Annotated in this window: 13 protein-coding genes; 5 read left to right on the top strand and 8 right to left on the bottom strand. The window is 71.8% G+C overall.

Annotated elements, in window-relative coordinates; all coding sequences use genetic code 11:
* Nucleotides 1-43 precede the first annotated feature (43 nt).
* Complete coding sequence (locus ACODSY_RS19750; protein WP_488953595.1) at nucleotides 44-2,728, top strand: bifunctional acetate--CoA ligase family protein/GNAT family N-acetyltransferase; 2,685 nt, start codon at nucleotides 44-46, stop codon at nucleotides 2,726-2,728.
* 4 nt (nucleotides 2,729-2,732) lie between these two features.
* Here ACODSY_RS19750 and ACODSY_RS19755 read toward each other — a convergent pair whose 3' ends face one another.
* The 3 genes from ACODSY_RS19755 to ACODSY_RS19765 form a co-directional block, all read right to left on the bottom strand.
* Nucleotides 2,733-3,545, bottom strand: coding sequence for an LOG family protein (locus ACODSY_RS19755; RefSeq protein ID WP_488953596.1), 813 nt, complete (start codon nucleotides 3,543-3,545; stop codon nucleotides 2,733-2,735).
* 17 nt (nucleotides 3,546-3,562) lie between these two features.
* Nucleotides 3,563-3,820: a hypothetical protein gene (locus ACODSY_RS19760; RefSeq protein ID WP_488953597.1), complete on the bottom strand. Its 258-nt coding sequence runs from the start codon at nucleotides 3,818-3,820 to the stop codon at nucleotides 3,563-3,565.
* Between the two features lie 68 nt (nucleotides 3,821-3,888).
* The gene (locus ACODSY_RS19765) at nucleotides 3,889-6,390 is read right to left on the bottom strand and encodes an HAD-IC family P-type ATPase (RefSeq protein ID WP_488953598.1); all 2,502 of its coding nucleotides are present in this window, start codon (nucleotides 6,388-6,390) and stop codon (nucleotides 3,889-3,891) included.
* A 135-nt stretch (nucleotides 6,391-6,525) separates the two neighbouring features.
* Here ACODSY_RS19765 and ACODSY_RS19770 point away from each other — a divergent pair, with 135 nt between their 5' ends.
* Nucleotides 6,526-6,804, top strand: a complete 279-nt coding sequence (locus tag ACODSY_RS19770) for a hypothetical protein (RefSeq protein WP_488953599.1) — start codon at nucleotides 6,526-6,528, stop codon at nucleotides 6,802-6,804.
* Between the two features lie 289 nt (nucleotides 6,805-7,093).
* Here ACODSY_RS19770 and ACODSY_RS19775 read toward each other — a convergent pair whose 3' ends face one another.
* On the bottom strand, nucleotides 7,094-7,444 hold the full coding sequence (locus ACODSY_RS19775; protein WP_488953600.1) for a c-type cytochrome: 351 nt from the start codon (nucleotides 7,442-7,444) through the stop codon (nucleotides 7,094-7,096).
* A 149-nt stretch (nucleotides 7,445-7,593) separates the two neighbouring features.
* Between ACODSY_RS19775 and ppsA the strand changes: the two genes are divergently transcribed.
* From ppsA to ACODSY_RS19790, 3 genes are read left to right on the top strand one after another with little or no spacing between them, the layout of a single operon-like run.
* Entirely contained in the window at nucleotides 7,594-10,026 is a 2,433-nt protein-coding gene (gene ppsA / locus ACODSY_RS19780) for a phosphoenolpyruvate synthase (protein ID WP_488953601.1), read from the top strand.
* 7 nt (nucleotides 10,027-10,033) lie between these two features.
* Complete coding sequence (locus ACODSY_RS19785; protein WP_488953602.1) at nucleotides 10,034-10,246, top strand: hypothetical protein; 213 nt, start codon at nucleotides 10,034-10,036, stop codon at nucleotides 10,244-10,246.
* Nucleotides 10,218-11,177, top strand: a complete 960-nt coding sequence (locus ACODSY_RS19790) for a site-2 protease family protein (protein ID WP_488953603.1) — start codon at nucleotides 10,218-10,220, stop codon at nucleotides 11,175-11,177. The genes ACODSY_RS19785 and ACODSY_RS19790 overlap by 29 nt, the downstream gene beginning before the upstream one ends.
* A 36-nt stretch (nucleotides 11,178-11,213) precedes the next feature.
* Here the strand turns inward: ACODSY_RS19790 and ACODSY_RS19795 are convergent, their stop codons facing one another.
* The 4 genes from ACODSY_RS19795 to ACODSY_RS19810 form a co-directional block, all read right to left on the bottom strand.
* On the bottom strand, nucleotides 11,214-11,399 hold the full coding sequence (locus ACODSY_RS19795; RefSeq protein WP_488953604.1) for a hypothetical protein: 186 nt from the start codon (nucleotides 11,397-11,399) through the stop codon (nucleotides 11,214-11,216).
* Between the two features lie 69 nt (nucleotides 11,400-11,468).
* Nucleotides 11,469-11,738, bottom strand: coding sequence for a helix-turn-helix domain-containing protein (locus tag ACODSY_RS19800; RefSeq protein ID WP_488953605.1), 270 nt, complete (start codon nucleotides 11,736-11,738; stop codon nucleotides 11,469-11,471).
* A gap of 125 nt (nucleotides 11,739-11,863) precedes the next feature.
* The gene (locus ACODSY_RS19805) at nucleotides 11,864-12,274 is read right to left on the bottom strand and encodes a BON domain-containing protein (protein WP_488953606.1); all 411 of its coding nucleotides are present in this window, start codon (nucleotides 12,272-12,274) and stop codon (nucleotides 11,864-11,866) included.
* Nucleotides 12,275-12,288: 14 nt separating this feature from the next.
* Complete coding sequence (locus ACODSY_RS19810; RefSeq protein WP_488953607.1) at nucleotides 12,289-13,263, bottom strand: 1-phosphofructokinase family hexose kinase; 975 nt, start codon at nucleotides 13,261-13,263, stop codon at nucleotides 12,289-12,291.
* Nucleotides 13,264-13,384: the final 121 nt, after the last annotated feature.

Below are 13,384 nucleotides of genomic sequence, written 5' to 3' on the forward strand. Positions count from 1 at the left end.
GGCGGATCAAGGCGACCATCCCGGGGCAAGCCACTTAGACGCGATGACCACACGCAACTTCGACGCCCTCTTCGCGCCTCACGCCATCGCGCTGATCGGGGCCAGCCGCCGGCCCGGCTCGGTGGGCGACGTGCTGGCCGCCAACCTCGCGACGGGCGGCTTCGGCGGCGAGCTCATGTTCGTCAATCCGGGCGGCGGGCCAATCCACGGCCGCGAGACGGTCCGCACCGTCGCCGAGCTGCCGCACGTTCCCGATCTCGCGGTCATCGCGACGCCGGCCGAAAGCGTCCCGGGCCTGATCGCCGATCTGGGCGCACGGGGCTGTCGGGCCGCCGTGGTGATCAGCGCCGGCTTCGAAGGTGACGACCCGGCTAGCGCCGCCCGCCGCCAAGCGCTGCTCGACGCGGCGAAACCCCACCTTCTGCGGATCGTCGGGCCGAACTGCCTGGGTGTGCTGTCGCCCGGCCGCGGCGTGAACGCGAGCTTCGCGAGGGCCATGCCACCGGGCGGATCAATCGCGCTTGTGGCGCAGTCGGGCGCGGTGGCGGCGGCGGCGCTGGACTGGGCGCCCGCCCACGGGCTGGGCTTCTCCCACGTCGTGACGCTGGGCGACTCGCTGGACGTGGACGTCGGCGACGTCCTCGACTTTCTCGGCCGCGATCCCGCCACGTCGGCGATCCTGCTCTACGTCGAAAGCCTGAGCGACGCGCGCAAGTTCATGAGCGCGGGCCGGGTGGCCGCGCGGGAAAAGCCGGTCCTCGTTCTGAAGGGCGGCCGCAGCGCGTCCGGCGCCAAGGCCGCGTTCTCCCACACTCGGGCGCTGGCGGGCGCCGACGCCGTTTATTCGGCGGCCTTCCATCGCGCCGGCATCCTGCAGGTAGACGGGCTGGACGCCCTATTCGAAACGGCGCTTGCGCTCGCCGGCGCGCGCGCCACCGCCCCCGCGACCCTGACCATCTTGACCAACGGGGGCGGCGCCGGCGTGCTGGCCGTGGATGCGCTTGAGCGGGTTGGCGGGCGGCTGACATCCCTGTCCAAGGACACGCAGACCACACTTCGCAACCGGCTGCCGGCCAACGCCGCGGTGGGCGATCCCGTGGACATCCTGGGCGATGCCAAGCCGGCCCTCTACGCGGAAGGCCTGGGTATGCTGCTCGCCGCGCCCGAGGTCGAAGCGGTGCTGGTGATCAACTGTCCCACGGCCGTGGCCGACAGCGGCGAGGCCGCGGACGCGGTGGTGAGCGCCGCCAAGGGGTCCCGCAAGCCCGTACTCGCCGCGTGGCTGGGCGATGCGAGTGTCGCCGCAGGCCGCGCTCGCCTGTGCGCCGCCGGGATCCCCAGCTACGGATCGCCCGAGGCGGCCGTGCACGCGTTCCGCAGGCTCGGCGACATTCGCACCCTGCACGACCAACTGATGGAGGCGCCGGACGGTGAAGCCGACACGGTCGACGCCCCTGCCGCCCGGGCCGTGATCGCCGCGGCGCTCGCCGCCGGACGCGACCATCTTGACCCGCTCGAGGTTCAAGCCGTGCTCGGGGCCTACGGCATTCCGAGCCTGCCGATCGCTTTCGCCGAGACTCCGGCGCTGGCCGGGGACGCTGCGGCCGAGATGGATCGGCCTGTGGCGCTGAAGATCGTCTCCCCCCAGGTGAGCCACAAGTCGGACGTGGGCGGGGTCGCCCTGGGTCTGGTCGGGCGCGACGCGACCGAGCGGGCCGCCCAGGCCATGCAAGCGCGGCTCCAGACGGCTCGGCCCGACGCGCGCCTCGCGGGCTTTCTCGTCCAGGCCATGGCGATCCGGCCGAGGGCCCGGGAGATGCTGGCCGGACTGGTCCGCGACCCCACCTTCGGGCCCGTCGTCGTGGTCGGTCATGGCGGCGTCGCCGTGGAGGTCCTCGCGGACCGCGCTCTTGCGCTTCCTCCGCTCAATCTCACCCTGGCCCGCGAACAGATCGGGCGCACCCAGGTCGCTCGGCTCCTCGCGGGCTATCGCGACCGCCCGCCGGCCGACGTCGATGCGCTGGCGCGCATCCTGGTGGCGCTCGGGCGGCTGGGCGGCGACCTTCCCGAGGTCGTGGAGCTCGACCTCAATCCGGTTCTTTGCGACGAGGCCGGGGCGCTGGCGATCGACGCTCGTATCGCCGTCCGCCCGGTCGATGCGGCCACCGCGCGGGCCGCCATCCTCCCCTATCCCTCCCACCTGCGCCGTACGATCGAAAGCGGCGGCGAGGCGCTGGTCCTGCGGCCGATCCGGCCCGATGACGCGCCGCGGCTGATCGCGCTAATCGACCTCTGCACGCCGGAGGACCGCCGTCTTCGCTTCAGCAGCGGCATGCTGCACCTCGATCCGCGGCTGGCTCGCCAGCTCTGCCAGATCGACTACGACCGACACATGGCCCTGGTGCTGGAGACCGCCGCGGGCGAAATCCTGGGGGTCGGGCGGCTCGTGGAGGACCCGCAAGGGGACAGCGGAGAGTTCGCACTGCTCGTTCGCAGCGATCGCCAGAACGCGGGTCTTGGGCGGCTGCTGCTGCAAGCCGTCCTCGACTACGGCCGCGACCGCGGTCTGAAGGAGGTCTGGGGCGACGTCGCGGCGGACAATCCCCGGATGCTGGGCATGACGCGAGCTTTCGGGTTCACGGCCGCACCATCGGAAGCCGACCTGGGACGGATGCGGGTCGCCAAACTGCTCGACGATCCCGAACTCACGCGCCGTCGCGAAGCGTAGGCGTCTAGGCTCGGACGTCGGAGCCGACCGCCCACATCGGCTCGGCGCCGGCGCGAAGGCCGCCTTCGAGCAGGTGGGTCCAGATCGCCTCGGGCGTTTCGGCGAAGCGGAACAGCTTCAGGTCGTCGGCGTCGACCATGCCCGAGGCGGCCAGCCCCTCGAAGTTGAGGATCGAGCGCCAGTAGGCCTCGTCGAACAGGACGATGGGGATCGGCGGCGACTTGCGCGTCTGGCGCAGCGTGAGGATTTCGAAGAGCTCGTCGAACGTGCCGAAGCCGCCCGGAAAGACCACGAGGCCGTTGGCCCGCATCGCCAGGTGCATCTTGCGCATGGCGAAATAGTGGAACTGGAACGTCAGCTCGGGCGTGGAATAGGCGTTGGGAGTCTGCTCTTCCGGCAGGCTGATGTTGAAGCCCACCGACACAGCGCCTGCGTCGGCCGCGCCCCGGTTCGCCGCCTCCATGACGCCCGGGCCGCCGCCGGTGGCGATCACGTTGTGCCGGTGCTTGCCGCTGGTCAGCAGGGCTCCGCCCTGTCGCGACGCCAGAGCGCCGAAGGCCCGCGCGGCCGCGTACCAACGAGCCTGTGGCCCCGGACCGTCCTCGCAGATCCGCGCGCTGCCGAACACGACGATGGTCGAGCAGACGCCGAAGGTCCGCAGCAGTTCGTCGGCCTTGGCGAACTCCAGCATGAAGCGGGTCGCGCGCATCGAGGCGCCCAGAAGGAAATCGGTGTCCAGGGCGGCCAGACGGTAGGCCCGCGAGGCGACCTGCGCCGATGCGCCGGGGGCAGGATCGGGAGGAGGCGCCTGTTGCATAGCCGCCGGCTCCCGCCTCAGTGATCGCGTCGGACGGCGAGTTCGGCGTCCCGCGGCAGACCGTAGGCCCGCTCGCTGGCCGGCAGTCGCATGGCCATCCGCGTGGCTTCGCGCATCGAGGCGAAGGCGGTGGCCGCCCCCGGATCCTCGACCCAGATGGTCCGACCCGCGGGCATCATCAGGAGATAGCGTTCGGCGTCGCGGGCAGAGTCGGTCCTGGCGACGAGGGCCGGATGGGCCGGTTGGGCGAGGGTCGTTTCGGTGAAGGCGAGCATGGCGTTGTCTCCCGATGTTGGCGCCAGCTAACGTCCCCCGACGCGCCGCCGCCATTCGGGAGCGCCGCTTAAGTATCCGTACGGAGGCGCAGATGACCGGCCGCGCCCGCGGCCAGCCCGCCACCGAAGCCCACGGCCGCCGCGACCCACGCCAGACCGCCGGGCGGCGCGCTGAAGAGGAACAGCGCCGCGAGCGGCGGCGCGACGATCGCCGCCACGAGTCCGGCCGCGGCCACGACGGCGATCCCGGCGAACGCCAGGCGCTGCGCCAGGTCGGCCGCCCGTCCGGCCCCCGCCATCACGGCCGCCACGCCAAGATTGGCGGCGACCAAGGCGACGAAGGCGGCGGCGCGCGCCGCCGACGGCTCGAGACCCGCGCCGAGCAGCGCAAGGTGTGTCGCGTAGGCCACCGCCAGCAGCGCGAGTCCCTGCCCGATCGCCAGCCAGAGCCGCCCCGGCGCGAGCAACGAGGCCCCCGCGGCGCGGGGTGGCCGACGCATGGCGGCCGGGTTCGCGCCGCGGCTTTCGAACACCAGCGCGCACATCGGGTCGATCACCAGCTCCAGCAGCACGACCTGCATCGGGAACAGCACCGGCGGACCGCCGAACAGCGGCGGCAACAGTGCGAGCCCCGCCATCGGGATATGAACGGCGACGAGATAGGCCAAGGCCGCCTGCAGGTTGGCGTAGATCCGCCGCCCCTCGGCCACGCCGGCGACCACAGACGCGAAGCGGTCATCGAGCAGGATCAGGTCGGACGCCTCGCGGGCCACGTCGACCCCGCGCAATCCCATGGCCACGCCGACGTCCGCAGCCTCCAGCGCCGGAGCATCGTTGACGCCGTCGCCGAACATGCCGACCCGCTCGCCATTGGCCTGTAGCGCGCGCACCAGCCGCAGCTTCTGCTCCGGCGCCACGCGGGCGAAGACACGCACTCGCCTGGCAACCGCTCGAAGCGCCGCGTCGTCCATCCCGGCCACCTCGGCGCCGGTCAGGACGCCGCCGGAAACATCGATCCCGGCAGTGGCGGCGATGGCCAGGGCGGTGGCCGGGAAGTCGCCAGTGATCATCACGACCTTAATCCCGGCCGCCGCAGCGGCCGCCAGCGCCGGCGGGACGTCCTCGCGCACGGGATCCTCGAACGCCACGAGCCCCGCGAACCGGAATGGCGCGCGGTCGGGATCGCCCCCATCGTCGGGGCCAGGCGGCGTCGTGGCCACACCGAGCACCCGGAGGCCGCTCCGTGCGAAGCTGGCGACGGCAGCTTCGGCGGCCATGCGCGCGGCGGGTGAAAGGCGACAGAGGCGGAAGACCGCTTCGGGCGCCCCCTTGGCGGCGAAGGCGGCGCCGCCTTGCGCCGGCCAGGCCTGAATGAACGCCAGCCGATCGGGTCGCAGAGGGTAGGATCTCAGGGGCGCCCCGGCTCCCCGCCAACGGCGCGCCGCGGCGTGAAGCGCCCGATCCATCGGGTCCAAGGGGTGCGCCGCGCTGGCCAGCACGGCCGCGTGCAGCAGATCGCGACCGGCGGGATCGCGCGGGGCGGTGACGCCACCTTCCAGCCGCCATAGGGCAGCCAGCCGCATGCGGTTGCGCGTAAGGGTGCCGGTCTTGTCCACACAGAGAACACTCACGGCGCCAAGCGCCTCGATGGCGGCCGTGCGGCGCACCAGCACCTGGCGCTGGGCGAGTCTCCAGCCCCCGAGGGCCAGGAACACCGCAAGAACCATGGGAAATTCTTCCGGCACCAGGGCGATGCCAAGTGTGAGCGCCGCGAGCACCCCGCCGACCCAGTCGCCATGCAGCACGCCATGCGCGAGGAAGGCCACCGCCGTCAGGCCGAACGCCGCGGCGCCAAGCCACCCCACCACGCGCCGCGTGGCCAGCTGCAATGGCGTCGGCGGCTCCCGTCCCTCGGCCAGCGCGGCGCCGATGCCGCCCAGCCGCGTGGCGGCGCCCGTCGCCATCACGCGGACCACGCCGTGGCCGCGCACCACCAGTCCGCCGGCCCAGACCGCGGCGTTCTCCGGGACCGCTTCCCCCTCCGCCCAGGCCGCGGGCGTCCGGACCACCGGCGCCGACTCGCCTGTAAGCACGGACTCGTCCACCGACAGCACGTCGCCCGCCACCAGCACGCCGTCCGCGGGGGCGCGGGCGCCCTCGGCGAGCAGGGCAAGGTCGCCCGTCACGAGCTCGGCAGCGGGAATTCGGCGCGTCCGCCCTGCCCTCAGAACCTGGGCCGTGGGCTCGGCAAGCGCCTTCAGCGCCGCCAGGGCCCGCTCGCTGCGAGCTTCCTGGACAACGACCAATCCGATCGTCGCCAGCGCCCCGAGAAAAAGGAAGGCGGCCTCGGCATGATCCCCGAGCAGGAAATAGGCGGCGACCGCCGCGAGCAGCAGGAGGAACATCGGCTCGCGCAGCACGTCGCGGACGACCTCGGGCAGCCTGCGGCGGCGCGGGGGCGCCAAGCGGTTCGGGCCTTGGGCGGCCAGGCGGCGGGCGGCTTCGGCCTCGGAGAGGCCTTGCAGCGCCGCGGGGGCGGCAGCGATCGATGTTTCAGCAGGGGTCGACACGGATCGGAGGATCCACGCAGGGCGCGGCCGCCACCTTGATCCTGATCAGGACCCAGATCCCCGCCCTCCGAGGTTGATCCGAGTCAAGGCGGGCCTCGCGCCGGGGACCGAGCTTGTGTCGGATCGGAGACGCCCATGACCGCATCGCATCCTTCCGTCACCGCCGAGGCCGCCCGCTCTGCCTGCGCCGCCTGGGATCCGTCCGACGCCGTCAGCGAGATGTTCGGGGCCGGCGCCTGCGCCTGGGAGGTGTGGACGGGCTATCTGACGCGGGTGGCCCTGGCCCGCGGACCGATGGACCTGCTCGAGGCGGGGGCGCGGCTCACGCTCGAGAGCGCCGACATCTGCACTCGGGTGGCCGCCGGTCGTTTGCGCGAGGCGGGCGTTCGGGCGCCCTTGCTGAACGACGCCTGACGCTTGGCCGACGTTCGCAGGTCCGTCTTGACGATGGTCAAGGCGATCGCGACGGAGCCCGCGCCTGCTGAACGCGCACGATGATCGCCCCTGTCGAGGAGTTCGACCGTGGACACGGCAAACCTTGAAGATCCGAGGAGCCTGACCGCCGTCGAGTCCGACCCGCCCCGCACAGCGGCCGCGGCCTGATCGACGCCCTGGCGCGACAGCTCGGCGGCCATGCCAGACTGGGCGGCACGCCTTTCGGAGGGGTTGAGGTGGCGGTCGCATTCTCCCGCGGCGGCTGAGCCTACCGGCGGGGCGCTGGGGCCTGGAGACCGCGAAGGTAGCCCAGGATGGCGTCCACCTCCGACGGCGAAAAGCGAAACTCGGGCATCTCGGGATGTCCGGTCATCAGCCCTTCGCCGAGCGCTTCGCTCAGCGCGTCCACGTCGTAGCGGCGCGACAGCTCGCGGAACGGAGGCGCGTTCCGGCGCGAGCTTCGGTCGTGGCGGCCGACCGCGTGGCAGGCCGCGCAATCCCGGCGCAGGAGATCCCGGCCCAGACGATCCTGCGGAACGTCCGCCGCCCAGCCTGGAGCCGCGACCAGGAGCAGCGCCATGGCCGATGCGGCGGCCCGGTGGACAAGGATGGCTCGCACGTGAAACTCCGGGATGGGTGCGCCCAGCCTCGCTTCCGTCCGGCCACACGGACTTGACGCAGATCAATCGCGCGAGCGGCGCGGATTGACACCGCTCAAGGCGCCTCGCCGAAGCGGAGGCGACGCTCTCGTCATCCAGGGAGCGCGCCATGACGAGCACCGACGAAATCCGCACCTTCGAGAGTCTCTCGATGAAGGACGTCCCGCTGGTCGGCGGCAAGACCGCGTCGCTCGGCGAGCTCCACCGACTGCTGCGGCGCGGACCGATCCGCGTTCCGAATGGATTCGCCATCACGGCGCACGCCTATCGCGAGGCTCTGCGGCAAGCCGGCGCCGAGCCCCGGCTCGCGGCCTTGATGGAAGGCCTCGACGTCACCGATCTCTCCGAGCTCGCGAGACGCGCGGCGTCGGCCCGCGAGATCGTCTACCAGGCCACCGGCGAGCCCGGCCTGCGGGCGCAGATCGTGGCCGCGTTTCACGGCTTGCGCGCCCACTGCAGCGGCGATCTCAGCGTGGCGGTGCGCAGCTCCGCCACGGCCGAGGACCTGCCGACCGCCAGCTTCGCCGGCCAGCACGACAGCTTCCTGCACATCCGCGATGAAGGCGCGCTCGTGGAAGCCTGCCGCCGCTGCTTCGCATCGCTTTTCACCGATCGGGCGATCGTCTACCGCACCCTGAACGGCTTCGACCACCTGAAGGTCGCGCTGTCGGTGGCGGTCATGCAAATGGTGGCCTCGGACGAGGCCGCGAGCGGCGTCATCTTCACCCTGGACACCGAGAGCGGCAATCGTGACGTCGTGCTGGTGACCGGGGCCTATGGGCTGGGCGAGACCATCGTGCAGGGCCGCGTGGACCCGGACGAGTGGCTCGTTCACAAGCCCACCTTCCGCGCGGGGAAGCGCGCCGTCCTCAAGCGCAGCCTGGGCGGCAAGCAGAGCCGGATGGGCTGGCGCGGCGCCGGCGGTCGAGGAGGCCTGCGCGCACGTCCCGTGCCGCGCTCGGAGCGCGAGCGGTTCTGCCTGACCGACGAAGAGGTGCTGCAACTCGTCGAGACCGCGCTGCGGATCGAAGATCACTATTCCACCCGGGCGGACCGTCCGACGCCGATGGACATCGAGTGGGCGAAGGACGGCGCCGACGGGCGCCTCTACATTGTCCAGGCGCGGCCCGAGACTGTCGCGTCCCAGCGCAGCGCCACCCTCGAGAGCTTCCGCCTCAAGGGTTCCGCCCCCGTCCTCGCCTCCGGCCGGGCGGTGGGCGAGCGCATCGCCAGCGGACAGGTCCGGGTGGTGCGCGGACACGCGGACCTAAGGGCCTTCCGGCCCGGCGAGGTTCTGGTCGCCGAGGTCACCAATCCCGACTGGGAGCCGGTGATGAAGCAGGCCGCCGCCGTCGTCACCGACCGTGGCGGCCGAACCTGTCACGCTGCGATCCTGGCCCGCGAGCTGGGCGTTCCCGCCGTCGTGGGCGCGGGCGACGCCACGCGCGTGCTGACGGACGGCGCCCGGATCACAGTCTCTTGCGCCGAGGGCGAGACCGGCCGGGTCTATGCCGGCGACGTGCCGTTTGAGGTCGAACGCGTGGAGATGGGCGGCGTCGCACCCACCCGGACCCGCGTCATGCTCAACCTCGCCCAGCCCGACCTCGCGCTCAGGCTGGCGCAGTTGCCGAGCGAAGGCGTCGGCCTCGCGCGACTGGAGTTCATCATCGGCGAGGCGATCCGCCTGCACCCGATGGCGGCGGCCCACCCGGATCGCGTGAGTTCGGCCCGCGACCGCGCGGCGATCGCCCGGCTCAGCCGTGGTTACGCCTCGCCGCGCGACTACTTCGTGGCGCGGCTGGTGGAAGGCGTGGGCCTGATCGCCGCGGCGTTCTTTCCGCGGCCGGTCATCGTGCGGCTGTCCGACTTCAAGACCAACGAGTACGCCCGGCTGCTCGGCGGGGCCGGCTTCGAGCCCGCGGAGGAGAACCCGATGCTCGGCTTCCGCGGCGCGTCCCGCTACGCCCATCCCCTCTACGCCGACGGCTTCGCCCTGGAATGCGAGGCGCTGGCGCGGGTACGCCGCGATCTCGGCCTGGCCAACGTCAAGGTGATGGTCCCCTTCTGCCGCAGGGTGGAGGAGGCGCAGCGCGTCCTGGACGCCATGGCCAGCCACGGCCTGGCGCGAGGGAAGGACGGGTTGGAGGTCTACGTCATGTGCGAGATCCCCAACAACGTCATCCAGATCGACGCCTTCGCGCAGCTGTTCGACGGCGTTTCGATCGGCTCCAATGACCTCACCCAGCTCGTCCTCGGGGTGGATCGCGATTCCGACGCCGTGGCCTTCGACTTTGACGAACGTGATCCCGGCGTCTTGGAGATGCTCCGCCAGGCCGTGAACGGCGCCCATCGGCACGGGCGCCACGTCGGGATCTGCGGGGAGGCTCCCGCGACCTACCCGGAGATCGCCGCGTTCCTCACGCGACTCGGGATCGACGCCATGAGCGTCAACCCGCAGAGCCTCTCCAGGACCCTCGCCGTGGTACGCGAGGCGGAGGCGGCCGCCGGGCCACAGCCGCGCCTCGCGCGAGCGGAGGGCTGAGGCCGCTATGCCGAACCTGATCCCGACCCATGCGACCGGCTTCAATATCCTTGGCGTCAGGATCCGCATCCACGTGAGCTGGCTCCTGATGGCCCTGTTCATCGCCTGGTCCCTGGCCGCCGGTGAGCTGCCCGCGCTGTACGCCGGCCTGCCTCGAGGCGGCTATTGGCTGGCGGCTGGAGCCGTCGTTCTTGGTCTCGGCCTCGATCGTGCTGCATGAGCTGGCCCATACCCTCGTCGGCCGCGCCTTGGGCGTGCCGGTGAACCGGATCACGCTCTTCCTGTTCGGCGGGGTGGCCGAGCTGGCGGAGGAGCCGAGGCGGCCAGGCGCCGAACTCGCCATGGCCCTCGCCGGCCCGGCCCTCAGCGTCGCGCTCGGCATTGCCCTCGGCGGCCTCTCCGGCGAGATGCAGGCGGCGGGCGGGCCGGGCGAGCTGATCCTGGCGAGCGGCTACCTCGCGACCCTCAACCTCGTGCTGGCGGCGTTCAACATGACCCCGGCCTTCCCGCTGGACGGCGGCCGCGTGCTGCGCGCGCTGATCTGGATGTCGACGCGCGACTTCGCGAAGGCGACCCGCTGGGCGACCCGCACCGGGGAGGTGCTCGCAATCGGCCTGATGGCATTGGGCCTCATGACCGTCTTCACGGCAGGTGCGGCCACCGGGCTGTGGTGGATCCTCATCGGCCTGTTCCTCCACAGCGCCGCGCGAGGGGCGCGCAAGGATCTGGAAGCGCGGCGTCTCTTCGCAGGGCATGCGATCGCGGAGCTGATGGCCCCTGAGGTCGAGCGGGCGCCCGCCGCCTACACCCTCGATCGGTTCGTCGACGAGCGCCTGCTGAGCAGCCGCCATGGCCTCTATCCGGTGGAGCGCGACGGAGTGTGGATTGGCGTCGTCACGCCGGAAGATGTGCTCCGCGTACCTCGCGAGGCCTGGTCGCGGACAACGCTCGGCGACATCTGCCGTCCCGCCTCCGAGACGCCTTCCGCGGCGCTGCTCGACGACGCCGGCGGCGTCCTGGAGCGGATGCAGGCGTTGCAGGTGCAGCGGATGCCGGTGGTGCACGGCGGGACTGTGGTCGGCATCGTGACGATCCAAGACCTGTTGCGGAGCGTCGAGCTCTGGCGGCGCTTTGGACGGGCCCCCGCCTGACGCTCGTGGCCCCGTGCAGGCCTCACGACGGGGGGATCAGGCGCTCGGACGACCGCTGGGCGCCTGGGACGGCGTGGTGTCCGGTTCGTTGAGTGCGCGCGCCAGGGCGGCCTTTTCCTCGGCCAGCAAGGTCTCGATGGTTCGACGGCGCTGCGCGTCGAGGCGCCCAGACAGCAGCTGCTGGTAGCGGCGGATATTCTCTGTCAGCGTGAACCAACTCATGGCGCCCGCCCACGACGTCAGATCCCAAGGCGAGACATTACCACCCCACCGCGCGGCAAGGTAGGAAAATCAACCCAGGGACGTCCCCTCACGCCAGGACTTAGGCTCGCCCTCGACGCCGTCGGCGACGCCGGCGAAGAAATAGCCCACCTCCACGTCCAGGGCTCGCGCTAGCTTGAACAGCATGACCGCCGAAATTCGGCTGGCGGCGCATTCGTACTTCTGGATCTGCTGGAAGCGCACCCCACACAAGGCGGCGAGGTCCCGTTGCCGGAGGCCGAGCAGCCGCCGCCGCTGCCGAAGACGTTTGCCAAGCGCGTGGTCGAGGTCAGTAGTCATTCGAAATCCCGGTACGTTCCTCTAGGCAACCTGACCGCTCGGGGAGCCGCTGACATTGCGCTCGATCAACGAGCGGGGCGGCGGCGGCGAGCTAGGCTGTCTTGACGCCACCCTCCTCTGGCCCCCTAGCCGGGTTCGCTGACCGCCAGGCGATTCACCACCTCGCAAACTCCCGGCAGGGTCCATGCCAGGGCCCCGGCTCGGTCGCGGTCCTGAGGGCTGCGGGCCTGCCCCGAAAAGGTGACCACGCCGCCTGCGATCGAGACCCACATCCGGGATGCGTCCACCCGCGCAGCCGCGAGCGCCTCGAGCAGGCGGGGCCCGCTGGCGGCGCACCCAGGGATCACCGCCAGGTAGTTGTGGACATCCGCCACCTCGGGCAGCGCCAACAGCCGCCGCTCGACGAGGCGACGCGTCGCCTCGTCGGCCACCGCACCGCTCAGGGTGACGATGCCGTCCGCCATGGCGGCGTCGACACCCGTGGTCGCCAGCGCGGAAAGCTCGGCGCGGACCGCGTGGGTCAGTCCCGTGTACATCGTGGCTCCTCCTGTCACTGGCTGGCTCGCGCTCCGGCGGAGGCCGCGGTGCCGGCGGGTTCGATGACGACCTCCGGCAGCAGGCGGCGCACGTCGTCCGGGCGGCACAACTCCGCGCCGTGAACCAAAACCGCGGCCCCACCAGCCGCCACGCCGTGGCGGAAGGCCTCAGCCAAACCGAGACCGGCCGCCATCGCCCAGACCATGCCGCCCAGGAAGCTATCCCCAGCGCCGACGGTGCTGACGGCCCGCAAGGGCAGTGGGCGGGCGCGCCATGCGGCTTCGTCGGTCACCAGCAACGCCCCGTCGGCGCCGAGCGTCAGCGCGACCGCCTCGGTGCGGCCTCCGGCGATCAACTCGCGACAGGCGGCGATCAGGGAGGGCTCCTCGTCGAGCGCGCCGCCGACCAACTCGCGCAGCTCGCTGAGGTTCGGCTTCACTAGGTGAACGCGCTCCTGCAGCGCCGCCTTCAGCGCAGGCCCCGAGGTGTCGAGGACGAAGCGGGCGCCATGCATCTCGGCGATCTCGGCCACGCGGACATAGAAGTCGACCGGGGCGCCCGGAGGAAGGCTGCCGCTCGCGCAGATGTAGTCGGCCTTGCGCTCAATCGACGCCAGGGCCTTCAAACAGGCCATCCATTCCCGTTCGGCGACGCGCGGCCCGGGCAGCACGAACCGGTAGTCCTCACGCGTCGTCTCGTCGAAGACCGTGAAGTCCTCGCGCGTTTCGCCGCGGATGGGAACGACGACGCTCTCCACGCCCTCGCGCGCCACGAGCGCCTGCAACTCCTGCCCCGCCAGGCCGCCGCTGGTGTAGAGCGCCAGCGTATTGGCCCCCAGCCGGCTCACCACGCGGGCCAGGTTGACGCCGCCGCCACCGGGGTCACGGCTCGCCGCGCTGCAGCGCAATTTGCGCACGGGCTCGACCCGCGCGACCGAGGTAGACACGTCGACGGCGGGGTTCGGGGTCACAGTCACGATCAGGGGCATGGCGTCCTCTGCCCCAAGACTGCGATCGCCGCCGGTCGGCGTCCTTGAGCGAGGTCAACGCCCGCCATTGACCTCGCTCAAGGCGCGGCGCCCGCCCGGGCCCCATCCTGTCGCCAACTGC

The organism is Phenylobacterium sp. FG114 (assembly GCF_057809855.1).